The organism is Mucilaginibacter sp. A3364 (assembly GCF_059690715.1).
Map to the genome: position 1 here is coordinate 1,191,422 of NZ_JCAWED010000001.1, position 26,616 is coordinate 1,218,037.

A 26,616-nucleotide genomic window follows, 5' to 3' on the forward strand; every position below is an offset into this window, starting at 1 on the left:
ATGAAATATTGATGTAGAGTAATTTATTTAGCTTGAAAATAAGATCGCTATATAATGATGCTGATTTGCTGCATGATGCGGCAGATGGAAACCACCATGCGTTTAAGCTGATCTATGAAAAGTATAATGCTAAATTATATTCCTTCGCTCTCCGTATCCTGCTTTCGGAAGAATTGGCCGAAGAAGTAGTGCAGGAAAGCATGCTGAAATTATGGCAAATGGGCCACAAGCTAAACAGTATTAAAAACATTGAAGCCTTTTTAAAAACCATAGCCCGCAACAAAGCTATTGACCTGTTAAGGCATCAGCAACTAGCTATAAAAGCCGATACCGAGCTTAAGCGTAGCTGGAACGAACTACACAATGAAACCGAGGAGCACATTTTTTTGAACGATACGATTAAAGTGCTTTCTAAAGGCCTGGCCCTGCTGCCTGAACAACATCGTTACGTATATACCCTTTGCCACCAGGAGGGATTGAAGTATGAAGAGGCAGCCGAGCGTTTGCAACTATCACCTTTTACCGTGCAAACCTATATGAAATTATCGCTTAGATTTTTAAGGCGATACATGAGTAGCCATACCGATGTGGCCATCTTTGTAATTATTTTAAATTTTCTTTAAAATTTATATCCCCGAATTTTATTTCCGTCCGTCTTGTTAATAAAGGCAACGTTTGCTAAGCATAGTTAACGCAGCCTTCACAATTAACATGACCATAAGCAGATTTCAGTACTTATTTAAAAAGTATAAACAACGATCCTTAACTCCCGAAGAACTTTCGGAATGGCAATCGCTATTGGCCGACCCCAACCTGCAGGCGCAATTAGAAACGGTTATGGATGTGGAATGGGAGAGTATGCCCCGTATCCATGAACAAATGGATGCCGGACGTAAAGAAGATATCCTGCAGTTTATTTTAGATCAGCCTCAGCAACAGCCGCAAAAAAAATCGTGGCTGGGGCGAATATCCTTAGCTGCATCCGTTTTGCTAATGCTGGGTGTAGGCGTATATTTTATTACATATAAACCAGAAGCCGAAACGCAAACAGCAGGAAACAGTGAATTAATTTCTCCCGTAAAAAACGGCGTAACCCTTACCCTTGATAATGGTAAACAGATAACGCTGGATCAGCAACACCGGGGTTTACTGAAAGCCGATGACGGCACCCAACTCAACCATGTTGGCGAGAATGTGGACTACAGCAACGCAGCTACAGATGCTGATGAAACCCCAATGCACACCCTTGCTAATAACAGCGGCACAAAATTCGAACTAACGCTTGCCGATGGCTCGGTTGCTTATCTGGATGTTGGTTCAAGCATAACTTACCCGGTAGTATTTAACGGCAATAGCAGGCCTGTATCCGTAACTGGGCAAGCCTATTTCAAAGTAAAGCATAACACTAAACAGCCTTTCAGGGTACAAACCAAAAGCCAGATCATTGAGGATGTCGGCACCGAGTTTAATGTGAACGCCTATGACGAAGGCGATAAAATAAAAACAACATTGGTAGAAGGCGCTGTAAATGTAATTGATGGCGAAACCGGCAAATCCTTACCCCTTAGCCCGGGCCAGCAGGCTGTTTTTTATGGTAATAAATTTACCGTGGCGCAGGCCGATCTGGAAGCCACAACCGCCTGGATGCAGGGTAAGTTGATATTTAACCACGAAGCACTAAACGGCATATTGGCCGAAGTTGCCCGCGTTTACGATGTGCAATTTGTGTGGGCCGATAACAGCCTGCGAAACAAAAAATTTGGCGGATCTGTAAGTCGCACAAAAAAACTGGCAACGATTTTAAACTTCTTCCGGAAGACCGGCGAGGTAGATTTTACTGTTGAAGGCAAGCGTGTTAAGGTATTTAAGCACCAGAAATAATTATTAACGAATAAAGATCATTGGACAAATTATAAACTAACCATTATGAAAGAAATTTTACTCACGTAGCTCAGGCAGGGTACCCAAAACAAAAAAACGCATCCCGACTTGGACCTCGGGATACGTTAAACGTGCGGGTTCCCTTTCTTAACGGCAGTGCCGCATTAGGAAAAAAAATATTTGTATAGCAACAAATTGTTTAACCCGAACCCTCAAAATTATGAATTTAAACGCAATACGCATGCACGCGTTATTTTTTCATGTGCCGCGCAAAACTTTATTAGTCATGAAGATCACAACATTCTTACTGCTGATCTCAGTTATGGCCGTAAGTGCAAGAACCCTTGCTCAAAAAATAACGCTCAACGAAAAAAAGGTGAGCCTGGAGCAGGTATTAAAAAAAATCCGCCAGCAAAGCGGTTATGATTTTATTTACAGCGACGAAATGCTTAATCAAACTGTACCGGTTACGGTAACCGTGACCGATGCCTCGCTTGATGAAGCATTAAAAGCCAGCTTAAAAAATCAGCCCATAAGCTTTGAGATTGAAGACGGAACTGTAGTTTTTAAACTTAAAACTGATAACCTGGCAAGCAACACCGTAAAAGCAGTCGCGCCAAAAGATATAAGTGGTAGAGTGGTTGATGAAAAAGGAGAACCTTTACCCGGTGTGGCCTTAAGAGTTAAAGGCACAAGCATTGGAGTAACTACCGATACCGATGGTAAGTTTAAATTAAGCGTGCCCGATGGCAGCAACACGTTAATTGTAAGTTTTGTAGGCTTTGTAAGCCAGGAAATTAATATCGGGGGCAGAGCAAACATTTCAATAACGTTGGTTGAAGATGTTTCAAAACTGAATGAGGTGGTGGTAGTTGGCTACGGTTCGCAATCGCGCGAGCGTTTGACAACCTCGGTAGCTAAGCTGGATACACGTGTGTTAACTGATGTGCCTTACACCAACATAGGTACAGCTTTAGAAGGTAATATAGCTGGGTTACAGGTACAAACCACATCGGGCCAGCCGGGTGCCGCGCCGCGTATAATACTGCGTGGTGGTACCTCCATTAATAACCCAACCGGCTCTTCTCCGCTTTATATTATGGACGGTATCATCCGCCCTAACGCCCTTGCCGATATTAATGCAAATGACATCGAATCAGTACAGGTACTTAAAGATGCTGCGGCAACTGCTATTTACGGTGCCCGTGGTTCAAATGGTGTTATTATTTTAACTACCAAGCGTGGTAAATATGATAAAACAGCTATAAGCTACACCTTTAACGGTTCGGCTGCTAAGGCTCAGCGTATAGTACAATATGCGGGGGCGCGCGATTACATAGCGCTGCAACGTCAAGGTTACGTATGGGGAAGCGTTTATAACCCCGCTTTAACAGCCAACTTAACCGCGGCTACATCAACAGGTACCGGTAATAACTTTGCAAAAACAACAGGTTATACCACGCAATACCTTACTGCCGCTAACGAGTATAAGTTAAACGAGGGCTGGTCAAGCATGCCGGATCCTATAGACCCTACAAAAACCTTATTGTACAAAGAAACAAACTTCCAGGACCTGATTTACCGCACAGGCCTTTCAAACGATCATTATCTGAGCGCTACAGGCGGTACCGACAAAGCCACGTTCTACTCAGGTTTGGGCTATAGTTCTGCCCAGGGTACAGCCACAGTAACTGCTTACAAACGCTTAAGCTTTAACCTGAATGGTAGCTATAAAATACGCGATAACGTTAATGCTTATGCACAGGTATTATACTCAAACCGTACGCAAAATACCGTGTCAAGCTTAGCTAACGTGTTTTATCGCTCGGCATCATTACCGGGTACTGCCAAGTATATGTATGAAGATGGCACTATTGCGCCTGGTGGTCAAAACAGTTCTATCGGTAACCCCGACTACTTCTACAAAGGCCAGTACGCGCCGCAAGGCGATAATGGTGTTGAAGATGTAGCTATCAACTTAGGTTTTAAATGGAATATATTGAAAGACCTGAGTTTTGAGCCTTCTGCCTCATTACTGCGCGAAGGTGCCTATTTGTATACCTTCCAACCTGCAGCTTTCCTGAATGGTCCGGGTGGTGCGTTGGTTACATCGCGTACAGCAACACAAACCGATAACGTAACCAGGCAGCAACAAATTGATGCGGTTTTTACCTACGTGCACACATTTGCCGAAAAACATAATGTTGAGGCTAAAGCGGGCTACTCGCACTACTTCCGCAACCAGCGTAACTTTAATGCAACAGGCCAAAACGCCGCTACCGATCTTATCCCAACCTTAAACGGTTCGGCTACGCCAACTGTAGTTAACGGCACCAATAACTCATTATCGCTTGACGGTAGTTTCTTCCGCCTTAATTATGATTACGACGGCAAATATTTGTTAACTGTTAATGGCAGATATGACGGTGCATCAAACCTTGGCGAAGCTTACAAATTTGGTTTCTTCCCGGGCATTGCAGCAGGCTGGAATATTGACAAAGAAAGTTTTTGGACTACAATTGATCCCAATAACCGCTCTAAATTTAAGTTGCGTGCCAGTTACGGTGTAAATGGTAACATAAGTGGTCTTACAGATTTTCAACCCGATGGAAGCTTTATTACCAGCGATCTGTATGGTGGCCAGGCGCCTATCCGCGCTAGTGTTATTCCTAACTCAAACTTGAAATGGGAGCAGTCAAAAACGTTTGACGTAGGTGCAGATATTGGTTTATTTGATAATAAAGTGAGCTTCATTTTAGATTACTATAATCGCCGAACAGACGATCTGTTAACTACGGTTACCCTGCCGCAGTCTACAGGTTTTAACAGCATTTTTACCAACCTGGGTAGTTTGCAAACCCGTGGCGTAGAGATGGAAGTTAACGTAAGCGTACTTCCAAAATTGGCAAAGTTAAAATGGACGGTATCTGCCAATGCCGGTTTCACCAAACGTACTATTTTAAAATTGCCTAATAATGGTATTGAAAACAACAGGCAAGGTGGTACCTATGCGTTTGATCAAACTGCAGGCAGGTATGTTTGGCTGGGTGGTTTGCAGGAGGGAGGCACTATTGGTGTGTTAACCGGCTACAAATACATGGGCATTTACCAAACCGATGCCGAAGCAGCCCTGGCTAAAGACGCTACCGCCGCCAATCGTAAAAAGTTTGCCGGTGATGCTATATGGGCCGATCTGGACGGAAACGGCACCATCGAGGTTACCGACCAGGTTATCGTGGGTAACCAGTTCCCATCATGGACAGGTGGTTTTAATAACTTTTTCAACTATAAACAATTCAGTCTGAACATTCGTACCGATTTTACTACCGGTGCTACACTGTTGAACTATCCGGCCTATATCGCTAACGGACAGTTACAAGGCGACGCCTTACCAACTGCCGACCTGGCTGCTAACGTGTGGAAGAAACCCGGTGATGTTAACGCAAAATATCCGCGTTACATGTATCAAAGTTTAACAGGTAACTACCGTACCAGCTCGGTTTCGTTGGAGAAAGCAGATTTCCTTTGCTTACGTGCCGTATCATTAGGCTATACCTTGCCCCTAAGTTTTGCGCAAAAACTGCGGATGCAAAGTGCGCGCATAACCTTTAGCGGTACCAACCTGTATTACTTTACAGGTTACACCGGTTCGTCTCCCGAAGGTGGTGGTATCGACCTGAATGCCGATGCAGGTGGCCGTTATCCAATACCACGTACGTACACTTTAAGCCTGAATGTTACATTTTAATCAGAGGGAAATCATCATGAAAAATTTAAAATATATCTTATTGATCTTGTGTGCCGGGTTTTCAAGCTCGTGCAAAAAGTTTATCGAAACCAAGCCGGTAAGTGTTATCACCGCGTCATCGTTCTTTAAAACGCCCGATGATGCCGCCGGCGCACTGCGTGGTATGTATGTAGATTTTCGCGTGCAAGCTGCCAACGACCTGTTTTGGCTGGGCGAAGGCAGGAGCGAAGTGTTGACCAACGCGGTAGCAGGCACCCAGGGTTATGATAAATTCTGGAATAATACGCTTAACGCGAGTGCCCCAAATGCTGATAACCAAAACAGCTTATGGAAAAACCTTTATACCCCTATAAACGGAGCTAACCTTATTTTGAAATATGTGCCTACCATTTCTTTCCCAAGTAACGATACCAGGAATAATATTTTGGCGCAGGCTTACACTATGCGTGCGTTCGCTTATTTTACCTTGGTAAGAGCCTGGGGCGGCGTACCTATACGTACCGAGCCTATCGAATCGTATGACCCGGCAAGTATAAACCTGCCACGCTCACCGGTAGCCGATGTGTTTACTTTAATTAAAAGCGATTTGACTAAAGCTCTGGCACTTTATCCAACCAATAATTACGAAACAGGTCGCAGTGCTTGGAGCAAGGCATCAACCAATGCCCTGAAAGCCGATGTTTACTTGTGGACAGCTAAAGTAATGGCAGGCGGGCAGGCCGACCTAAATGTTGCACTAACAGCAGTAAACGACGCTCAGGCATCTGACGTATCGTTATTACCTGTCTACAGCGATATATTTAGCTACACCAATAAAGGCAACAAAGAGGATTTGATGGTTGTTCGTTTTCAGTTAAACGAAGGTTTACAAAACTACTGGCAAACTATGTATATCAGTAACCTAACAAACGTACCGGCTGCAACTTTAGCTGTTGTAGGTGTGCAGGGGGTAGGCAACACAGGTGTAAATACTGCGCAGGTATCAAAGTTGGTTCGCGACCAGTTTACTACCGATGATCAGCGCCGTAACGCAACGTTTTTTGAGATATATGACAATGCCAACAAGTACGTAACCTCTATAGTAACCAAAGGCTCTGGTATGATCAACGCGGGCACGCGTAACTTCTTTACTGATGTGGTAATTTATCGCTACGCGGATATACTGCTGATGAAAGCCGAGATCAAAAACGCTTTGGGCCAGGATCCTACTACAGAAATGAACCTGGTGAGGCAACGGGCCTACGGTGCCAACTTTGCCGCGCACACTTTTGTAAGCGGAACACCGGCTGCTAATGACGACGCGATATTAAAAGAACGCCTGTTAGAGCTGGCCACCGAAGGTAAACGCTGGTGGGATCTGGTACGTTTCGGGCAGGTGTTTAACATCGTACCATCGCTGCAAGGCAAACAGGGGCAACCGGGCTTACTGTTGTTCCCGATCGGCCAGACTATACGTACAACAGAGCCATTGGTAACCGAGAACCCGGGATGGCAATAAAATACAATTAAGGGTTAATAATTGGGGGCAGGGCGGGTCTTGTAGCGGGATTCGCCCATTGCCTTTTTTAGATCCGAAAAATAGAACTAACGAATAAAAACAATCATATGCGCAAAAAAGACACAGGCATTAGCCGACGTAACTTTATCACCCTGGCTGGTATAGCCACCACGGCTGGCTTAGTCCCGCAACAGGTACAAGCCGCTGCATCGCCAAGTATTAAAACAGCTCGTAAATCATCAGTGAGCAGGTTTGACGGCAAATTACCCGATAACAAAATAGCCGAGGTAATTGAAACTAAAACTATCTGTATAGAGCCGGGCCGCTTCCCGTCTAAAAGCACCATGTACGCCTTGGATACTAATGGTCATACGGTAGCTAAAGACGCTGTACTTGAACCCAACCGATACCTTGGCTGGCCTACTATTTTGAAAACAAATACGGGCAAGTTAATGGTGGTTTTCTCCGGCGATCGTGATTCGCACGTTTGTCCTTATGGTAAAACACAGTTGATCACGTCGGATGATAATGGTAAAACCTGGTCGGCACCTTCCATTATTAACAACACCGCTTTAGACGACCGCGATGCAGGTATCATCCAAACGGCAAAAGGAACTTTGGTAATGAGTTGGTTCACTTCGCTTGAGTTTTGCAACCCGGCACGAAAAACCACCTATGCCCAATACGCGCGCATCGGCGAGAAGATACCTGCTGAAAGTAAAAAGGCATTATTGGGTAATTGGACACGCCGCAGCGAAGATGGCGGTAAAACCTGGGAACCTGCTGTACGCACTACAGGTACAGCACCACATGGCCCAATCGCATTAAAAAATGGCGACCTGCTGTATATAAGCACTATTGTGCGCGATGGTAAAGTGAATGTAATAGTTGAACGATCTACCGACGACGGCCGTAGCTGGAAAGTTACCGGCGATATTAAAGCTCCCGAAGGACGCACTACAGGTATGTCCGAGCCGCATGTTGTTGAACTGAAATCGGGTAAAATTATAGCCATGGTACGTAATGAGCCGACAGACAGGACACAATGTTTCTTACTCCAGTCTGACAGTTTGGATGGTGGTAAAACCTGGTCTAACATGAAGAGTACCGGCATATGGGGTTATCCTCCGCATTTAAAGCAGCTAAGTAATGGTTGGGTACTGATGGTTTACGGTGTACGCAAAGAACCATTTGGCGAACGTGCCTGCATTAGCAAAGACGAAGGCCGTACCTGGGAATACAAGGACGAAGTAACGCTGAGTTTAGCCGATAGCCAGGACCTGGGTTATCCATCAAGCACGCAACTTAATGACGGCTCTATACTAACCGTTTACTACCAGGCCCCCAAATTTGGCGAGCCAACCAATTTAATGAGCACGCACTGGAAATTAAAATAAGAAAGTACTATCAATAGCCATGAAAATATTAGTTATGGGGGTTTTGGTAGCCGTAAATTAGTGGGATACCAAGCCGGTTAAACTGAGCGGGGGTATCACACCAATTATTTACTGTTTCAAACACTATTATAGCTCCAATCACACCATGAGTTATCAAAACACATCGCGCAGAAAATTTCTGCAAAACTCGTCGATATTACTGGCGGGCATACCTTTAATGCGGATGAACGCGTTTGCCGCGCCGCGCAATTATCCGGCACCGCTGCTACAAACAAACGTGCCCCAAACCGTACTGGCCGATAAACGCGTTAAGCTGGAGTTTGGCAAAGAGGTTATGGTGTTGCCCGACGGTTTACAACCCTCAATGCTGTGCACCCGTAAAGGTACGCTCATCGTACAGTCGCAAAACTCCAATAAGCCGCATCCACAGGAAAGGATCTATTATCCATTTGCGATGAGCACCGTAGTATCGCGCGATGGTGGCGAGACCTGGAAAGATTTCCCTCTAAAAGAAAACGAAAATGGAGTGGATTTTGAAGGCGGTATAACGCAGTTAAAAGATGGTACCATCATGGCCTTGGAAACTTACGTTACTCCTGGTGCAAAGCCTGATACCGGTGCAGGCCTGATGTATACATCAAAGGATGAATATAAAACCTTGCAGGGCCCTTTTGATATCACCTTCGATATACCTAATGCCGAGTTTTATGGTTCGGCAGATGATGGTGGCCGTCCGCACGTGGCTATGCGCTTACATCGTCGTATTTTGGAATTGCCTAATGGCGACCTGCTGACCACCATCTATGGTTTCCAAAAAGGCGATGACGAACCTTGCGACTATCAGCCTAAAATGAAAAAAAGCCGTGTGATGCTCTTTAAATCAAAAAATAAGGGTAAACACTGGGATTTTGTTTCGACAGTTGCAGTAGAGAGAAACATAGGCACCGAGGGCTTTGGCGAACCTGTAATTACACGCGTATCTAAAGGCCCTAAATCGGGTAGACTGATCTGTCAGATGCGTACCGGCTATGACCTGTACAGCAACCACTCGGACGACGGTGGCAAAACCTGGACAAAAGCCAAACCACTCGTATACGCCAACCTGGATGTATACCGTACCAGCGATTGGGCTGCCATGTTTAAAGATGTAAAACGCAAAGGCGAGTTTGTTAAACCCGATTCCAAAGAACTGATAGGTGCGGTAGTAGACCCCGACCTGATACAAACCCGCAGCGGTATTTTGGTAGCGGCATTTGGCGTACGCATAGGCGCTAAACTTTGCTGGACGATACCAACACACCCATGGAATGGTAATTACCTTGCCTTCAGCCTTGACGGTGGCGATACCTGGAGCCATGTAACGCGCCTTACCAGCGGCATTGATACCACGCACTACATGTGTGTTGAGGAAACCCCTAAAAACAACGAGCTATTTGTGGTTTATGATTTCGGCCACTGGAATGGCAAGGAAGGCCGCTATACTTATGGTAGAAAAGTGAAAATTACTGTCTGAAATAGAGAATGATAAATATTAGTAACCTTATACGTTTCGCGCTAACGCGAAGTGGTTTAATATTAATAGCCTGCTTTGCCGGCCTGACTGTCTCGGCGCAGGATATTGTTAAAACAGATGCTCCGGATGGCTGGATGATCAAAACCAAATCATCAGCCTATCAGATCATTATCGGTGCAGATGGCCATGTAAAACCGGGCTATTACGGCGCTAAAGAACAAGCCGAATACTTGAGGAAGAACGCGGCCTGGTACGAAGGGTTGGATGAGGTGCCTGTACGCGGCGGACGCACGTCGAAAACGCCAATGCTTGAGGTGGTGTTTAATGACAATGTACGTGATGCCGATCTGCAATATGTTAAAGGCGAGATAACAACTGTTAACGGCCGAAACACCTTGGTAATAACCCAGAAGGACCGATTTTATCCTTTGGAGGTTGTATCGTATATACGTGTGCTGCCCGAGTTTGACGTATTAGAAAAATGGGCTGTGGTTAAAAACACTGCCAAAAAAGGAAGCATCAAACTGGAGAATATGGAATCAGGCAGTATCGCGCTGCCGGGTAACGATTATATGCTGACCTATCTGGCTGGGCGCGATCTGAACGAGTTTCAGCTACAGCATACCGAACTTACCCCCGGCACCAAAACTATCGAAACCAAGGGTATTAAATCAAACCATAACCCATCATGGTTCCAGGTGCGCCCTAAAAGCGCTACAGATAATAAAACCGGGCCTACATGGTTCGGCTCATTACACTATAGCGGTAACTGGAATTTAATTTTCGATAAAACGTTTGATGGCCCCGTGCAAATTGTAGGCGGTATCAACTTTTGGGATACCAGTTGGGATTTGCAACCAGGCACCAGTTTTCAAACACCTAAGCTGGCCGTCGGGTTTACCGATAAAGGCTCCGAGGAAGCATCGCGAAGCTTAGCGGCATACGTGCGTAATGATGTTTTGTTGGAAACACACCGTAAGGAGCTAAGGCCGGTTATTTACAATAGCTGGGAAGCTGCCTATTACAGCGTAAACGAAAAACAACAGATAGACCTGGCAAAAATAGCCGCCGAAATAGGCATCGAGACATTTACTATTGACGATGGCTGGTTTAAAGGCCGTACAGATGGCCGTTCGCAAAGCGGACTGGGTAACTGGGAGGTTGACAGGAATAAGTTCCCTAACGGGCTTACACCGGTTATTAAACAGGTGCATGATTTGGGGATGAAATTTGGTCTTTGGGTTGAGCCGGAAAACGTTAATCCGAACGCCGATATGTTGAAAGCGCATCCCGAATGGATATTCCAATTCCCCAACCGTACCGGCAACCAGTTTAGGCAGATATTGAATTATGCTAATGAGGATGTTTATCAGCATATGCTAAAAACGCTTACCAAATTGCTATCTGAGAATGATATCGACTTTATTAAATGGGATCAGAATAACACCCTGACCGAACCGGGCTGGTCCACCGCGCCGGCTAACTTACAGCGCGAGGTGCGGATAAGACACATTGCCAACGTGTATAAACTGGTTGATGAGTTACGCAAAAAATTTCCGAAGGTGATATTCGAAAGCTGTTCGAGCGGTGGTGGCAGGGTTGATCTGGGTATGCTGTCGCGGATGGATCAGGTTTGGGTGAGCGATAATACCGACCCGATTGACAGGCTTTATATTCAATATGGCTTTTTAAGTGCCTTACCGGCTAATACCATGGTATCGTGGGTAACCAATACTACGCGCCATCAGCCAATCGGTTTAGATTACAGGTTTGATGTTTCCATGTCGGGCGTGTTGGGTATCGGTAACGATATCCGTAAATGGACGGCTGCCGAAAAAACGCAAGCCAAAAACAAGATCGAACTTTATAAAAAAATAAGGCCACTGGTGCAGCAGGGAATTTTATATCCCCTGGTTTCGCCTTATGAGCATAACCGCAGCGCCTTGCAATATAACGCGGCAGATGGCAAATCGTCGGTACTGTTTTGTTACAACATGGCCGTATACCTGCGCGGCAGTCAGGAAACCGACCGTGGATCAAATATCATTAAACTGGAAGGTTTATTGCCCAATGTATCGTATCTTGTAAAGAAAGCCAATGATGCAACCGATAAAGGCAACGTTTACAAAGGCGATTTTTTAATGAGCGTAGGTATTAGCTGGCCCGTTAAAAACGCTTTCGAAAGCCAGATAATGACTATTGACGAGGTTAAATAAGTGAAACAGCAGGTAACCATATTTAATACAGGCGTTAACGGACATAACACGTTTGATCTGTTATTCAGATTGGATGCAGATGTATTGGCTAAACAACCGGATTTGGTGATACTGATGGTGGGCACCAATGATATGCTGAACGATCAGAAACTGCTTACATATGAGGAGTACGAGACCAATTATCAGCAACTCATCACCAAAATAAAACAGCACGCCAAACTGGTGTTAATGACCATAGCACCAATAAACGAGGCTTATATTTACGAAAGGGTAAAACCATCCGTTTATGGTGATGAAGCACCGCAGCGAAGGGTGGATGCCGCAAATGATATTGCCAAAAAACTCGCCGTTAAGAACAATTGCCAGCTGATAGACATCAACCGGATACTTAAAGCCTGCGGCGGATCGGGTGAAGAATATGATTCGCTATTCAGGAATGTGGCCAATGCTGATATTAACGACGGCGTACACCCAACAGCCAATGGCTATAAATTAATTGGTAGCGCCGTTTACCAGGCACTGAGCTTAACCGAGCCTGATATAAACAGGCTTGTATGCTTTGGCGATAGCATTACTTACGGTTACATGATGGAGGGGCAGGGCACTGTGGAAGGTGATCCATACCCGGCTGTGCTTAACCGGTTATATAACGGGAGTGAGCGCGACCACCAGGATCATTCGGCAGGCGGCATGTTTGTAAATAAAAACTAGGAGGGCAGCGCATGAGAAGCAAACGGACTTTAATTTTATCGGGCATTATAGTACTGGTTATTGCTGGGGTATTTTATGCTTTGGCGAAAACCGAAAAGACGATAGACTATAGTCTGGATGTTAAACCCATCTTCAACAAAAAGTGTATAGCCTGCCACGGCGGCGTTAAAAAGCAATCAGGTTTTAGTTTACTTTTTAGGGAAGAAGCCATGGCACGCGCCAAAAGCGGAAAATTTGCCATTATCCCCGGCGACCCGGACGGCAGTGAACTAATGCGTCTCATCACCTGCAAAGATCCCGAGGAGCGCATGCCTTACAAAAAAGAACCGCTCACCGATGATGAAATAGTCACGCTGCGCACCTGGATAAAACAGGGCGCCAAATGGGGCGACCATTGGGCTTACCTACCCGTAAAAAATGTAGAAGTGCCTGACATATCCAACGAATGGATCCGCAATGATATAGACAAGTTTATCTATGAAAAACTGGAAGATAAAGAGTTTAAGCCTTCGCCTGTAGCGGATAGGGCTACTTTGTTGCGGAGAGTAAGCCTGGACCTGACCGGCGTTAAGCCTTCAGAGCAGGTTGCAAACAGTTTTTTAAACGGTAAGGATTTTGAGAGGGATTATAACCTGTTGGTCGATTCGCTGCTGGCCTCCAAACGTTTTGGCGAGCGTTGGGCATCCACCTGGCTGGATGTGGCACGCTACGCGGACACTAAAGGCTATGAAGCTGATTTTGGCAGAAGCATTTGGCAGTATCGCGATTGGGTGATACGCGCTTTTAATGATGATAAACCCTACAATACCTTCCTTACCGAACAGATAGCAGGCGACCTGCTGCCTAACGCTACCGACGAGCAGTACATCGCGACAGCATTTCAACGTAATACACCTACCAACGATGAAGGTGGTACCAACAACGAGGAGTTTAGAACCGCCGCTGTTTTAGATCGTATTAACACCACCTGGGCCGGCTTAATGAGCACCACCTTTGCCTGCGTGCAATGCCATAGCCATCCTTATGATCCCTTTAAGCATGAGGAATTTTACCAGTTTATGGCTTATTTTAACAACACCAGGGATGAGGATGTGCCTAACGATTTTCCTTTGTTTCGTAGTTATAACGACACCTTGGCTGGTCGGATTAAAACGATGGATAAATGGCTGCTGAAAAATTATCCGCAACGCGCAAAACCTATTATGTTATTTCTGAAAACCGGTCAGCCGGCGATCAATTCGCCTTTGGCTGATAGGTTTGATAATTCATTTATCATTAACAATAACAGTTTATTGGTGATGAAAAAGAATAGTTCGGCAAGGCTGGCTAAGGTTGATATGGAGGGTGCTGACGAGTTGATATTAACCTACAATACCGGTGTGCCTGGTGGCACATTGCAAATACTGGATTCGAACAAGGATGGAGTTGTTATAGCCACTTTCAAACTGCCGGAAACTCCAAATGGCGATGGAACGCTATCCGTAAAGTTTGCCCGCCAGCATGGGGTTAAGGATATTTACCTGAAATATCAAAACGCTTCTATCAAAGATGACGTGAACGCTGCCCGTTTCAACTGGTTTTATTTTGCGCAACAGTTCCCGGGCAAGGGCACATCCGGCTACGCCGAAAACTTTAAAACCTATTGGGATGCGATAAACAGCAAGCCACAAACCACGCCCGTAATGGTGGAGAACCCCGCTGCTATGCAGCGCCCAAATTATGTATTTGAACGCGGCGCGTGGACATCTCATGGTAAAGCGGTACAAGTTGGCGTGCCACAGTCATTGGCTTATGCCATGCCTGCTAAAGCACCTAAAAATAGGTTAGGGTTAGCGATGTGGCTAACCAATAAGCAAAACCCGCTGGTGTCGCGCACTATGGTTAACCGCCTTTGGGAGCAGCTATTTGGGACAGGCATAGTTGAAACGTTGGAGGATATGGGCACCCAGGGCATATCGCCCACGCATCGTGAATTGCTGGATTATCTTTCCTACAAATTCATGAATGAATACCGTTGGAGCGTGAAAAAACTACTGAAAGCCTACGTTACCAGCGCCACTTACATGCAGGACTCGAAAGTAAGCGATGAGCTAAAAGACAAGGATCCGAATAATCTGTACCATGCCCGTGGGCCTCGCATTCGCTTGAGTGCTGAACAGGTGCGCGACCAGGCGCTGGCTGCAAGTGGTATCATCAATTATAAAATGTATGGCAAAAGCGTAATGCCGTGGCAGCCCGAAGGTATCTGGTCGTCGCCCTACAACGCTGCAAAATGGACAAGCAGCAAAGATGGTGATGCTTACCGTAGGGCAATTTACACTTATTGGAAACGCTCGGCGCCTTATCCGTCAATGATAACTTTTGATGGCGCGCAGCGGATTGTCTGCAGTCCGCGGCGGATACGCACCAACACGCCGTTACAGGCCCTGGTTACTTTAAATGATTCGGTTTATGTTGACCTGGCAAGACATTTTGCAGCACGTATGGAACGAGACGGCGGTATCGCGGCCAAAGATCAAATAAAAAAAGGGTACCAGTTGCTGGTATACAAGCCTATATCGGCCGGTAAACTGCAGGTGTTAACTAATTTATATACCGCGGCTTTGAAAGAATACACGGCACAACCTAAAGAAGCCGCCAAGTTATTAGCAGTTGACAAGGATGCTAAGCCACAAAAGGCCGCACTGGTTATTGTTGCTAACGCGATGCTAAACCTTGACGAAATTATCACCAAAAATTGATGGGATATGACGAGGGATGAATTACACGCATACAAGCTGGCCAAAGAGGCGCAGGAAGCTGAACTGAGAAACTGCACACGCCGGCATTTTTTAAAAGAAAGTGCGTTTGGTTTGGGCGCATTGGCTATGGGCACCATGCTTGGCGGTTGTGGTAACCTTTTCGGCTCAAAAAAAAGTACCGGCATAGCTTATGACCCCGCCAGGCCTTTGCTGGCTAAACCGCCACATTTCCCCGGCAAGGCAAAAAGTGTTATTTATATCCACATGGCCGGCGCGCCATCGCAACTGGAGTTGTTTGATTATAAGCCCGAGCTAATGAAGATGGACGGACAGGATTGTCCGCCATCATTACTGAAAGGCAAAAAATTCGCGTTTATAACCGGTGTACCTAAAATGCTGGGTGGGCAGGCCAGTTTCGCGCAATATGGCGAGTCACGTACCTGGGTTAGCGAGAATCTGCCACATTTTTCGAGCATTGTTGATGAGGTGACTTTATTAAAAGCAGTTACTACCGATCAGTTTAACCATGCACCGGCGCAACTGTTGGTACATACAGGCAGCCCACGATTAGGCAGACCAAGCATTGGTAGTTGGGTAACGTACGGCTTAGGCAGCGAGAATCAGAATTTGCCAGGCTTTGTGGTTTTAACCAGCGGCGGCAACTTTCCGGATGCGGGTAAAAGCGTTTGGGGGAGCGGCTTTTTACCATCAGTTTACCAGGGCGTGCAATGCCGAAGCGAGGGTGACCCGGTGCTGTTTATTAAAGACCCCGACGGGATGAGCCGCGATCTGCGTAAAAAATCAATTGAAGCTATTAACGCGGTAAACCAGGCCGAGTACGGGGAATATCGTGACCAGGAAACACTGTCGCGTATTTCGCAATACGAAATGGCCTACCGCATGCAGATATCGGCACCAGAGGTGATGAATATTAACGATGAGCCGCAGTATATTCATGATATGTATGGCACACAACCAGATAAAGCTTGCTTTGCCAATAATGCCTTGCTGGCTCGTAAATTGGTTGAAAAAGGTGTGCGGTATATCCAACTGTTTGATTGGGGTTGGGATGCTCATGGCGACAGTCCGGGAAACGCAGTAAACATCGGTCTGAAAAATAAATGCAGAAGTACTGACAAGCCCGTTACCGCTTTGCTGTTAGATTTAAAACAACGAGGTTTGCTGGAAGAAACTTTAGTAGTATGGGGCGGCGAGTTTGGCCGCACGCCGATGATGGAAAACCGTAACGGTCACGAAAACCCGTTCAAAGGCCGCGATCATCATACTGAAGCATTTACCATATGGATGGCCGGCGGCGGCATTAAAAAAGGCTTCACTTATGGCGAAACGGACGAGATCGGCTACAGCGCTATCAGTGGTAAAGTAGATGCCTTTGATGTGCAGGCGACAATTTTAAATCAATTGGGCTTTAACCACGAAGAACTCACTTATATGTCGGAAGGCCGCCCGTTCAGACTGACCGACGTAGGCGGAAAGGTGATAAATGATATTATTGCTTAAATTGTGATAACCAATTAAAAACCTATTGTGCAACAATCGCGTCGTAACTTTATAAAATCATCCGGTACGGTGGCAGCGGCTTCGGTACTGCCTGCTTTTAATTTTGATCATCTGCCAAAATTTGAAAAAACCAAAGCTGCGGCGGGCTTTGACTTGCTGTTTTTGGCTACCAGTTGGGGTTATCCCGGCACGGTTGATGCGTTTTGTAAAGCGGCAAAAGACGCCGGTTATGATGGTGCCGAACTTTGGATGCCCGCTGCTGATAAGCGGCAGGAAATGTTTGATGCGCTAAAGAAGCACAACCTGCAGGTTGGATTTTTATGCACCGGCAGGCAAGCTACCTTTAACGAGCATTTTGATGATTTTAAGAAGAACCTGGATGTTTTAATTCATAGTCCGCAGAAACCGCTTTACATTAATTGTCACTCAGGGAAAGATCATTTTTCATTTGATCAGGCCAGGCAAATCATTGAATATACTATTAGCTTATCTAAGCAAAGCGAGATCCCCATCTACCACGAAACGCATCGCTCGCGCATTTTATATTCGGCGGTTACGGCTAAGCATTTTATGGACATTATCCCCGCGTTGCGATTAACTTTAGATATTTCGCATTGGTGTGTAGTGCATGAAAGTTTGCTGGAAGAAATGCCGGATATAGTGAACCAGGCACTTGAACGTGCTGATCATATCCATTCACGGGTTGGTCACGCCGAGGGACCGCAGGTTGGTGATCCGCGTGCGCCCGAATGGAATAAGGCACTTGAGGCGCATCTGCAATGGTGGGATAAAGTGATAACGCGCAAAAAAAGCAAAGGCGAACGGATGACCATACTCACAGAATTTGGTCCGCCGGACTATATGCCAACCTTGCCCTACACACGCCAACCCCTTGCCGACCAATGGGCCATTAACGTACATATGAAAAATTTGCTAAAAGAACGCTATTCGACACGCTAAGGTTATCCTGTTATGAGTGATTTTTTAGGCCATTTCCACCCGGTACTTGTACACCTGCCCATAGGTATATTGATGCTGGCTTGCGTGTTTCATATCGTATCATATCACCAAAGGTTCGCACATTTTAAAACGGTAATGTCAACCCTGTTTTTTTGGGGGATGGTGTGCGCGGTATTATCATGCCTTACAGGATATTTCTTATCAACCGGTAGCGATTATGATGCGAAGCTGGTAGGCTGGCATATGTGGATGGGCATAGGTGTGGCAGTAGTTTCATTGGCTCTGTTTATTTTGTTTAAGAAGGTAAAATCGGAAGTTGTGTTGAGGTTGCTATCTTTTGCACTACTTATACTCATCGCCGTTACCGGGCACCTGGGCGGCTCATTAACCCATGGTTCTGACTATCTTTCTTTTAAAGCGGCCGAAGAAAAAGTAGTCATAAAACCTATTGCCAACGTACAGCAGGCCGTTGTTTATGCTGATCTGGTTCAGCCATTGCTGCAAAGTAAATGCTACAGTTGCCACAATGCCGAAAAGCAAAAAGGCAAACTAAGGCTTGATGTCGAGACGCTGATACTAAAAGGCGGCAAAAACGGCCACACTGTTGTTCCCGGCAATGCGGAGCAAAGCGAGTTAATGAAACGCCTGTTGCTTCCTTTGGGTCGTGACGAACATATGCCACCAAAAGAGAAACCTCAACTATCCGAAGCTGAAATAAAATTATTACACTGGTGGATAGACAATGGTGCCGATTTTAAAAGTAAAGTGGCAGCGCTTAAACAGCCGGCCAACATCAAACCAGTATTATTATCATTTCAATCAGGCGTAGTACAGGTTACCAAAGAGGTGAGCGAGATACCGGCAGAGGAAGTTAATCCGGCTAACGAAGAAAGCCTGAAACGCTTAGCAGCCTGGAATATATCGGTAATACCTGTTGCGGCTAATAGTAACTACCTGTCGGTAAATTTTGTAAACGCCCCATCAATAACCGATTCGGTAATGACAGAGTTGGCTAAGTTAAAGAAGCAGATAGTTTGGCTACGATTGGATAATACTGCTGTTACAGATGCTTCTTTAAAGCAGGTTGGTGACTTGGAACAACTAATTCGCCTGCGCATCAATAACACTAAAATTACGGACGCAGGCCTGGCGCAGTTTAAGAAGTTGGATAAGCTAAAAACCATTAGCCTTGTGGGTACGGCGGTTACAGTAAAAGGTTTAACGCAGCTTAAAAGCTTAAAAGCATTGAGAAATATCTACCTGTATCAAAGTCGCGTTACCAAGAACGACAGTGTACAGCTTAAAAAGATATTCCCCAATGCTCGTGTTGACCTGGGCAATTATTCAGTACCTACTTTTGCTACCGATACCCAGGAATTTAAAGCGCCCGAAATTAAGAAGCAGTAACTACTGCGGCTTCCAATAGGTGCCGCCCAGGAAATATTTGGCGAATAGGTTGAAGTAGTAAACCGTGAATATCCGCCCGTCTTCCAACTCAATTGACTCGGGGTAGCCTACGTCTACATTAATAAAATCGTTGCGTAACTGTACTTCGGTATTAATGTCCCAGGTTTTACCGTTATCGTTGCTAAAGCAAACACGTATACCGCCTGGTTTAGCGTGCACTTGTCGTATACCGTAGCTAGCCATAATTCGTCCGTCCTTTAACTGTATCAAATCAACCGGATGACCGATCATGTCTGTCTTCCATTTAGGCACCCAGGTTTTGCCGTCATCGTCAGAGTAGGTCATCCAAATGGCGTTATCCTCTGCATGGTTGCGCAGCCCAACTATAATCCGCCCTGTTTTGGTACGCACAATGCCCGGCTCCATAAATCCACCCAGTTTAGCGCCGGGATCGTCGGCAATAGTTGACAGGTATTTCCAGGTTTTACCTTTATCGGTCGAGCGTAGCATAATAGCGCCCAGGTTTTTGGAATCACCGTTTAAACTGTAACCTATTTCGGCCATTAAAATAGATCCGTCGGGCATTTCAATAGGTGCATCTGTTGGGCCCTCTAAGCCAACCACAGGCATCCCTTTAATATCAATGTAGTTTGGTTTTGACCATGTACGGCCATTGTCTGTAGAGGTAATGGTATAGGTACCCAAACGCGGTCTGTCAGTTAATGGAGCCAGCTTTCCTTGTGGTTTCCAGGCCGAGTATTGGCCATCGGGTAGGTACAGATCATTAAAGAAAATAGCAACCACAATGGTGCCGTCTTTCAATTGTATACCGGTTCCTTCACGTTCGTCAAGATCTTTTATGGCACCTATCCATTGTTTTTCGCCCCAGGTTTTACCATTATCTTTTGATCGTAATAAAAACACGTCACCGTCATTCGCTATGTGTTCGGTTCCTTCGCGGGCCATAACCAAAAGTTCGCCATTCATTAACCTGATCATATCCGCCGGGTGCAGGTGGCGATAGCCATTGCTGTACACAACCTCGTGTTCAAACTTATCGGTACCCAGCGTTTTACTGTAAAGCTGCGTAGCCAGTATATGGGTTTGCTCGTTTATAAGGGCCACATCATTGCGTAGGGTGGCAATTTCGCCCTGTAAATTTTCAATAGTTTGTTGTTTAAGGACATCCTTGTAAGGCTTTACCATAAACCAGCCATTATTCCAACGGGGGAAAGGAACCATTTCCACTTTGATTTCGGCGCGTTTGCCAGCTTCCAGTACATCGGCAGGCACCGTTAGCTGGTAGAGACCGCTGTTACCATCCAAATGAAATTCGCGCATGGAACCGAAATAGGGAAATTCAACCCGCTTTGATGAATACTTCAATTCAAAATCGCCTTCCTTCCAGGTAAAATCACGGAAGATACCAATAGAGAAAGTAAGCGCATATTTGCCGTTAACACTCAGCTTAACAAACGGGCCGCGCGAAATTTCGGCAGGGGTTGGGGCGCTTGCGCCCACAAAGTAAAAAGTAGTTGTTTGTTTTTGAGGAACTACACCTGTACGCCATGAAAGCAGGTTTTTCTGTTCACGATCTGTGGTCCACCAGGCCGGTGTCATGTAGCCAAAGGTTTTGCCCCTGTAGTCGATAGTGGTTAATGAGCGATTGCCGTTGTTATGATAAACAACGGTATCAAACCCTTCCACGCGCTGGTTTGCCTGGGCAAATAGCTGGGTGCCGGCCAGTAGCCCCGCGCATATTAATAAGATGGTTTTCATGTGTACTGCTTAAGTTTATAGCGCTTGTTTACTATAAATCTAAGTGCTTAAATAACAGGCAACTAATACTATTATTTGTATTGATAGTATTTTCCTTTAAGCGGTACGGTGTACGTGGATTTTTCCTAATGATGCTTAAAATATTGTATTTCTTTTTCGTGTTTTTGGGCGGCTTCTTTGGTATCAAAGGTGCCCAGGTTACGGCGTTTTTTGGTTTCGGGATCTACTTTCCTGGAGTAGATGCGGTATTGGCCCGATTTAAGTTTCCTGATCATAAAAATTCAACAGCCTGCCTCACGCAATGTTTTATCAACAGAAAGCAGATTTGGTTTGCTTTTTGCTTTACTCTACCTATATCAAATAAAACAACTATGAAAAATCCATTTGCAAAACAACACCATAACGGCGTATTAATAGGAACTATAGCAGCCGGTACCGCAGTAGCGGGCGGTTTAGCCTGGTTATTATTTACCGAAAAAGGTAAATCTGTACTGGCAGGCATATCAAAAGTGACCCAGGAAAAGGGCAAAGATCTGTTGGCTGCCTTCATCAGCGACAAAACCGGCGTATCAAAAAATCTAACCCGCCCAGCTACCGACGCGGTTGTAGACTAATTTAATCCGAACTAATAAGGGCCTATTTGCTTCGGCAGGTGGGCCTTTTTGTTTGCTATGGTAATTGCTATATTTAAAATATAAATGTTTGATCAACCACTATAAGCATCCTGCTCATTTGCATTATTTAGTTTAACCTTATGGGAACGATTACCATTAAGCAGTTAGCAGAACGTTTAAACGTATCTACAGCAACTATATCAAAATCCTTCGCCGGGAGCCACGAGGTTAGCGAGCCGACCAGGCAGCGCGTGCTTGAATTAGCCAGGGAATTGAACTATGTGCCCAATGCTTATGCCGGTAGTTTACGTCGCCACAAAAGCAAAACCATAGCCGTATTGATACCCGAAGTGGCTGATAGTTTTTTCGCCAAAGCACTTAACGGGATAGAAGAGGTTGCGATGGAAAACGGCTATCAAACTTTAATATGCCTCACACACGAAAAGCTGGAAAAAGAGAAGGCCATTTTAAATGAATTGGCTAACGGCCGGGTTGATGGCGCTATCATGTCTTTAAGTTCCGAAACAAATTCATTTGAACATATTGCTGCTTTTGGCAGCAGGCTGCCTGTTGTTTTTTTTGACAGGGTTTGTCACGAATTAAATACTGCCCGTATAACTACCAATGATCATGACTGCGGTTATCAGGCCACCCATCATTTAATTGATGAGGGTTGCAGGCGCATAGTGCTGCTGGCTATATCAAACAGTCTCTCTATCATATCCGAAAGGATCAATGGCTTTAAAAAATCAATAGCCGAACATGGGCTTGACGCTGATAGCTGCAAGGTTATTACCTGTAGCGAAGATGAAGCGGCCAACTACAAAATAGTAGCTGATTTAATGAGCGGCTCCAACCCGCCTGATGGCATTATAGCAACGGTAGAAAAGCTGAGTACAGAGATTTACCTGGCTTGCCAGGAACTGTCCATCAATATCCCTGATGATGTGAAGGTGATCTGTTTTTCCAATCAGCCGTCGGCAGTAATTTTCAACCCCAGTTTAACCACCATAACGCAGCCTGCTTTTGAAATGGGGAAGGCAGCGGCGAAGGCATTGCTAAAAGGATTAAAAAATACTGATATAAACCTCACAGAGGAAAGCGAGGAAATACCATCTGTGTTACATATCCGAAATTCAACAAGCACAAAAAAAGCGTAAACACTTTCGCATTTACGCCCCGTTTATAGTTTGTGTTTTGTTAGAAGCGAAGGGTAGGTGACAAGTATTTAGCCACCAGGTTTTCATAATAAGGTTTTAATTCTTCCCAGCTTTTCTGGTTCGGGTTTTTTGAGTACAGATCGTATGGGTTAAATAAGTTTACCCATTTAAACATCTCATGGTCATGATCCGTCATCAGGTAACTGTAAGCATTTTCGCGGTGTTGTGAGTAGAAGGAATGATAGCGCAGCATGTACAATCCCGGCTCTGGCAGGTAGTCCTTCATCATATGGTACACATACTCATCATGCCCCCATGACATATGCACCTTATCCAACCCGCAATTTTGTGTATAAACACCCAGTTTGGTATTGTAGCGGGGATCATCAATATCCGGATTATCTTTAAAAAACTCCGAATAGACGATCTTATCCGAGAAAGCACAGCCCACCGGGAAAGTATCGCCCACCACAGCCCATTGCGGTTCGTTAAACAGGCAAAGCACTTTACCCATATCATGTATCAGGCCCACCAAAACCATCCAATCCGGGTGCCCGTCATTGCGTATCGCTTCTGATGTTTGGAGCAGGTGCTGCATTTGGTCAAGGTCTGTATCCGGGTCAGAGTCGTCTACCAATTGGTTTAAAAAGGTAAAAGCGTCCCAAATAGGCATTTCTTTTTTATCAAATTTCAGGTATTTGGCCTTGTGCTCCAGCACAAAATCATAAGTTTGGTAACGATGGTTAAGGCGATAAAACTCGCGCACGCCATCTTTTTCCGTCTCTTCGTAATTCCTGAAATCAGCCTCCTTTTTATCCTCGTTTATTTTAGAAGGATCGGGGTATCGGGTTAATATATCTTCTTCCCATTCGTCAAGATTGGCAAGTGGGGTTAATTCGTCAATGGGGTTATTAGCGTTGCTCATACTCATAAATTGTTTTATTTTAAATGCAGAAGGCCTGCTATAATTGGCTTATTAATCTAAATTCGGCATTATAGTGATTAGATCGGGCATCAATAGCGGTAAATAGTTAAGTAAACGTTTACTTAAACTAGTATAGTAAAGTCATAATTTGACAGATGTTTCAATTGATGAATAGGACGCGTATATGTAATTTTGTTATACCCGTGAATTAAGCCACCAACCATGAATGAACATATAACACTATCGTTAGATACTTTTTCGGGCGTTATAGAAGTGCTGGGCGTTATCGCGTTCACTATATCGGGAGTATTTGCCGCTGTTGAAAAGAAACTTGATGTTTTTGGCGTGTTGGTGATAGCCTTTGTAACATCAATAGGTGGTGGTACTGTTCGCGATGTTCTGCTGGGCGATACACCGGTGGCATGGTTAAAAGACACGCACCTGCTGCAGATCATTTTAATTACCACGCCCATCGCTTTACTTTTCCGAAACAGGATCAAAAATTTTCAGCGCACCTTATTGGTATTTGACGCACTGGGCCTGGGCTTGTTTACCATAATAGGTTTAGAGAAAGGTGTTATGGCAGGATTAAGCCCCGGTATTTGCATAGCATTAGGTACCATTACCGGTTGTTTTGGCGGCGTTTCACGCGATGTTTTGCTTAATCAAATCCCCACTTTATTTCATGTTAAAGAAATATATGCCACAGCCTGCATTGCCGGCGGGTTAATATATTTTTTACTTCGGAGTATAATAGGCGATGAACCGGCACAACTCGCGGCAGCGTTGGTGATCAGTGCAATTCGGATTATATCGTATCTGCGTAAATGGCATTTACCTACACTTTGAGTATAGTGTTCCGATTTTCAGTATCAGATTAAAAATAGCTGGATATACCAAATTGCCAGCCCCCGGTTTTGGAAGGCGGGTTACCTAACAGGTCTGTCTGCCGTACTATTTTGTAATTGAGCCTGAAAACCGTTTGCGGGCCGGGGCGCCAGCTAACACTTGGCGTAAGCCCCCAGATATGGTCTCCGATAGTATCGCCCGTTTCCTGGAATTTACCGACGTTCCAATCAACATACTCCGCACGTAGGGCCAGGTTGATCACCGAACGCGGTAAGCCTGCAATAGTACCTCGATATACCGGTTGAACTATGTCAATAAAACCGCCCTGTTGCCCGCGCCCGTATTGTTGTGTATAGGTAGGGGCCACATCCACAAACACCCAGGCCCATTCGGCATTAACGTAAGTTCCGGATGCGGGTACGGTGGTGTTCATATCCAACGCGAAAACGTCAACACGGCGCTTTTGGTCAAGTACAAGCCCATCATCCTGAAACTTGTTATAGATGCCGCCCATGTACGATAAGCCTATCTCGGCAAAACGTTGTTTTTTAATAGCTGTTTTTAGCGTCACTAAAGGCATGCCGTTATAACTTTCTTCAAAGCGGTTTGGGTCAAGTTTAGCTGCCGGCAGGGAAGTCCGGCCGGTTGGATTGTTAATAATAAAGTCGTTAAAACCGTTGGTAAGATATGCCTCGTACGCAAATACCCAATCCCGCCGGTAAGCTTTACCATATATACCAAAGCCGGCATTGCTCCAGGTAGCAGGCAGCATTTCTGTTGCCGAAACGGGGCGATCAACAAACTCCCATTTGGGCCCGTCGTGGTTTTGGTTAAATGCGCCAATTGGGTTAAGTATAATACCACCGCGCAGGTTTAATAATGGGTGAAGTTCAAGATCCAGGGCCGCAAACTCCACGTTTATCTCTTTGGCTCCATCTTCAAACTCTAACTCAGATAGAAATTTGATCCGATCATAAACTGTAGAAGCCACAAATAAAGTAAACCGCCGCATCTGGAATTGGTGGCCTTCGGTTACGCCATCGGTACCTAAATGCTGGTAGTTGGCCTCGGCATAACCACCTAAAGCCACCGGCAATTTACCCACCGATAAAAAAGGACGGCTATAGGTAGCATCCATATTTAGTTTTAATCTGCTGGTATCGCCAAATGTTGGGCGCAGCAGTGTGCTGTCAATTTGGGCTTGCGCGTTCGTCAACAACAAAGTAATTACTGCAGTAAGTATTAGTTTTTTCATGCCTGGCGTTTTCGTAGGTCGATAAATAATTCGTTTCCGGTAACGGTTACCGGGAAGGCCCGCAGGTCGCGGGCGGCGGGGCCCTGGGTTACCTTACCGTTACGGTCGTATTCGCTGCCGTGAGCCGGGCATACCAGTTGGGTACCTGCTACCTGCAATTCGGCACCCTGGTGGGCGCATTGCATCCAAAGCGCGGTGTAGTTAGCCTCGTCTATCTTAAAAACGGCCACCGGGAAGCGTAACGCATCATGCCTTACCACCAGGTAACTGCCCTGACTTTTAGCGGCAAGCAATGGCTCAAGCGACACCGTTAACCCGTCCTTCACTATTTTTCCGGTAGTGTAATGGTAGGATGAGCATCCACTTAATAAAGTAGTTAAACCGGCCATGCCGGCAACGCAGGCAATGCAGCCATCGCGTAAAAAATCTCGTCTGTCCATG

Annotated in this window: 20 protein-coding genes; 15 read left to right on the forward strand and 5 right to left on the reverse strand. The window is 45.4% G+C overall.

Features of this window, described 5'->3' with window-relative positions; translation table 11 throughout:
- Positions 1-32 precede the first annotated feature (32 nt).
- The 12 genes from AC59JT_RS05240 (at position 33) to AC59JT_RS05295 (ending at position 19,593) form a co-directional block, all read left to right on the forward strand.
- Complete coding sequence (locus AC59JT_RS05240; RefSeq protein ID WP_497396561.1) at positions 33-623, forward strand: RNA polymerase sigma-70 factor; 591 nt, start codon at positions 33-35, stop codon at positions 621-623.
- Between the two features lie 88 nt (positions 624-711).
- Complete coding sequence (locus tag AC59JT_RS05245; RefSeq protein ID WP_497396562.1) at positions 712-1,881, forward strand: FecR family protein; 1,170 nt, start codon at positions 712-714, stop codon at positions 1,879-1,881.
- A gap of 286 nt (positions 1,882-2,167) precedes the next feature.
- Complete coding sequence (locus AC59JT_RS05250; protein WP_497396563.1) at positions 2,168-5,629, forward strand: SusC/RagA family TonB-linked outer membrane protein; 3,462 nt, start codon at positions 2,168-2,170, stop codon at positions 5,627-5,629.
- A 16-nt stretch (positions 5,630-5,645) separates the two neighbouring features.
- Positions 5,646-7,127, forward strand: a complete 1,482-nt coding sequence (locus AC59JT_RS05255; protein WP_497396564.1) for a RagB/SusD family nutrient uptake outer membrane protein — start codon at positions 5,646-5,648, stop codon at positions 7,125-7,127.
- A gap of 107 nt (positions 7,128-7,234) precedes the next feature.
- Positions 7,235-8,524 (forward strand): sialidase family protein, encoded by a 1,290-nt coding sequence (locus tag AC59JT_RS05260; protein WP_497396565.1) that lies wholly within the window; start codon positions 7,235-7,237, stop codon positions 8,522-8,524.
- A 145-nt stretch (positions 8,525-8,669) separates the two neighbouring features.
- Positions 8,670-10,037 carry a sialidase family protein gene (locus AC59JT_RS05265; protein ID WP_497396566.1) on the forward strand — a complete coding sequence of 456 codons (1,368 nt, stop codon included), beginning with the start codon at positions 8,670-8,672 and terminating at the stop codon, positions 10,035-10,037.
- Between the two features lie 8 nt (positions 10,038-10,045).
- Positions 10,046-12,253 (forward strand): alpha-galactosidase, encoded by a 2,208-nt coding sequence (locus AC59JT_RS05270; protein WP_497396567.1) that lies wholly within the window; start codon positions 10,046-10,048, stop codon positions 12,251-12,253.
- Positions 12,254-12,964, forward strand: a complete 711-nt coding sequence (locus tag AC59JT_RS05275; RefSeq protein WP_497396568.1) for an SGNH/GDSL hydrolase family protein — start codon at positions 12,254-12,256, stop codon at positions 12,962-12,964.
- A gap of 11 nt (positions 12,965-12,975) precedes the next feature.
- A complete protein-coding gene (locus AC59JT_RS05280; protein WP_497396569.1) occupies positions 12,976-15,705 on the forward strand; it encodes a DUF1553 domain-containing protein in 2,730 nt (909 codons plus the stop codon).
- 6 nt (positions 15,706-15,711) lie between these two features.
- Positions 15,712-17,226 carry a DUF1501 domain-containing protein gene (locus AC59JT_RS05285; RefSeq protein ID WP_497396570.1) on the forward strand — a complete coding sequence of 505 codons (1,515 nt, stop codon included), beginning with the start codon at positions 15,712-15,714 and terminating at the stop codon, positions 17,224-17,226.
- Positions 17,227-17,253: 27 nt separating this feature from the next.
- Positions 17,254-18,186 carry a sugar phosphate isomerase/epimerase gene (locus tag AC59JT_RS05290; RefSeq protein WP_497396571.1) on the forward strand — a complete coding sequence of 311 codons (933 nt, stop codon included), beginning with the start codon at positions 17,254-17,256 and terminating at the stop codon, positions 18,184-18,186.
- 12 nt (positions 18,187-18,198) lie between these two features.
- A complete protein-coding gene (locus AC59JT_RS05295) occupies positions 18,199-19,593 on the forward strand; it encodes a c-type cytochrome domain-containing protein (protein ID WP_497396572.1) in 1,395 nt (464 codons plus the stop codon).
- Here AC59JT_RS05295 and AC59JT_RS05300 read toward each other — a convergent pair whose 3' ends face one another.
- A complete protein-coding gene (locus tag AC59JT_RS05300; protein ID WP_497396573.1) occupies positions 19,594-21,372 on the reverse strand; it encodes a sialidase family protein in 1,779 nt (592 codons plus the stop codon).
- 125 nt (positions 21,373-21,497) lie between these two features.
- Complete coding sequence (locus tag AC59JT_RS05305) at positions 21,498-21,647, reverse strand: AP2/ERF family transcription factor (protein ID WP_497396574.1); 150 nt, start codon at positions 21,645-21,647, stop codon at positions 21,498-21,500.
- Positions 21,648-21,743: 96 nt separating this feature from the next.
- Here AC59JT_RS05305 and AC59JT_RS05310 point away from each other — a divergent pair, with 96 nt between their 5' ends.
- A complete protein-coding gene (locus AC59JT_RS05310; protein WP_497396575.1) occupies positions 21,744-21,986 on the forward strand; it encodes a hypothetical protein in 243 nt (80 codons plus the stop codon).
- A gap of 140 nt (positions 21,987-22,126) precedes the next feature.
- Positions 22,127-23,146, forward strand: coding sequence for a LacI family DNA-binding transcriptional regulator (locus tag AC59JT_RS05315; RefSeq protein WP_497396576.1), 1,020 nt, complete (start codon positions 22,127-22,129; stop codon positions 23,144-23,146).
- 40 nt (positions 23,147-23,186) lie between these two features.
- Here AC59JT_RS05315 and AC59JT_RS05320 read toward each other — a convergent pair whose 3' ends face one another.
- Positions 23,187-24,077, reverse strand: a complete 891-nt coding sequence (locus AC59JT_RS05320) for an inositol oxygenase family protein (RefSeq protein ID WP_497396577.1) — start codon at positions 24,075-24,077, stop codon at positions 23,187-23,189.
- 216 nt (positions 24,078-24,293) lie between these two features.
- Between AC59JT_RS05320 and AC59JT_RS05325 the strand changes: the two genes are divergently transcribed.
- Positions 24,294-24,920: a trimeric intracellular cation channel family protein gene (locus AC59JT_RS05325; RefSeq protein ID WP_497396578.1), complete on the forward strand. Its 627-nt coding sequence runs from the start codon at positions 24,294-24,296 to the stop codon at positions 24,918-24,920.
- A 28-nt stretch (positions 24,921-24,948) separates the two neighbouring features.
- Here AC59JT_RS05325 and AC59JT_RS05330 read toward each other — a convergent pair whose 3' ends face one another.
- Together AC59JT_RS05330 and AC59JT_RS05335 are read right to left on the reverse strand one after the other, a co-directional pair.
- The gene (locus AC59JT_RS05330) at positions 24,949-26,175 is read right to left on the reverse strand and encodes a hypothetical protein (protein ID WP_497396579.1); all 1,227 of its coding nucleotides are present in this window, start codon (positions 26,173-26,175) and stop codon (positions 24,949-24,951) included.
- Positions 26,172-26,615, reverse strand: a complete 444-nt coding sequence (locus AC59JT_RS05335) for a Rieske (2Fe-2S) protein (protein WP_497396580.1) — start codon at positions 26,613-26,615, stop codon at positions 26,172-26,174. The genes AC59JT_RS05330 and AC59JT_RS05335 overlap by 4 nt, the downstream gene beginning before the upstream one ends.
- Between the last annotated feature and the right edge of the window lies 1 nt (position 26,616).

What these genes read in the sequence shown, in the direction of transcription:
- AC59JT_RS05245 (WP_497396562.1), top strand. Translation starts at nt 712, where the DNA reads ATGACCATAAGCAGATTTCAGTACTTATTTAAAAAGTATAAACAACGA.
- AC59JT_RS05250 (WP_497396563.1), top strand. Translation starts at nt 2,168, where the DNA reads ATGAAGATCACAACATTCTTACTGCTGATCTCAGTTATGGCCGTAAGT.
- AC59JT_RS05255 (WP_497396564.1), top strand. Translation starts at nt 5,646, where the DNA reads ATGAAAAATTTAAAATATATCTTATTGATCTTGTGTGCCGGGTTTTCA.
- AC59JT_RS05260 (WP_497396565.1), top strand. Translation starts at nt 7,235, where the DNA reads ATGCGCAAAAAAGACACAGGCATTAGCCGACGTAACTTTATCACCCTG.
- AC59JT_RS05265 (WP_497396566.1), top strand. Translation starts at nt 8,670, where the DNA reads ATGAGTTATCAAAACACATCGCGCAGAAAATTTCTGCAAAACTCGTCG.
- AC59JT_RS05270 (WP_497396567.1), top strand. Translation starts at nt 10,046, where the DNA reads ATGATAAATATTAGTAACCTTATACGTTTCGCGCTAACGCGAAGTGGT.
- AC59JT_RS05280 (WP_497396569.1), top strand. Translation starts at nt 12,976, where the DNA reads ATGAGAAGCAAACGGACTTTAATTTTATCGGGCATTATAGTACTGGTT.
- AC59JT_RS05285 (WP_497396570.1), top strand. Translation starts at nt 15,712, where the DNA reads ATGACGAGGGATGAATTACACGCATACAAGCTGGCCAAAGAGGCGCAG.
- AC59JT_RS05295 (WP_497396572.1), top strand. Translation starts at nt 18,199, where the DNA reads ATGAGTGATTTTTTAGGCCATTTCCACCCGGTACTTGTACACCTGCCC.
- AC59JT_RS05300 (WP_497396573.1), bottom strand. Translation starts at nt 21,372, where the DNA reads ATGAAAACCATCTTATTAATATGCGCGGGGCTACTGGCCGGCACCCAG.
- AC59JT_RS05305 (WP_497396574.1), bottom strand. Translation starts at nt 21,647, where the DNA reads ATGATCAGGAAACTTAAATCGGGCCAATACCGCATCTACTCCAGGAAA.
- AC59JT_RS05310 (WP_497396575.1), top strand. Translation starts at nt 21,744, where the DNA reads ATGAAAAATCCATTTGCAAAACAACACCATAACGGCGTATTAATAGGA.
- AC59JT_RS05315 (WP_497396576.1), top strand. Translation starts at nt 22,127, where the DNA reads ATGGGAACGATTACCATTAAGCAGTTAGCAGAACGTTTAAACGTATCT.
- AC59JT_RS05320 (WP_497396577.1), bottom strand. Translation starts at nt 24,077, where the DNA reads ATGAGTATGAGCAACGCTAATAACCCCATTGACGAATTAACCCCACTT.
- AC59JT_RS05325 (WP_497396578.1), top strand. Translation starts at nt 24,294, where the DNA reads ATGAATGAACATATAACACTATCGTTAGATACTTTTTCGGGCGTTATA.
- AC59JT_RS05330 (WP_497396579.1), bottom strand. Translation starts at nt 26,175, where the DNA reads ATGAAAAAACTAATACTTACTGCAGTAATTACTTTGTTGTTGACGAAC.
- AC59JT_RS05335 (WP_497396580.1), bottom strand. Translation starts at nt 26,615, where the DNA reads ATGGACAGACGAGATTTTTTACGCGATGGCTGCATTGCCTGCGTTGCC.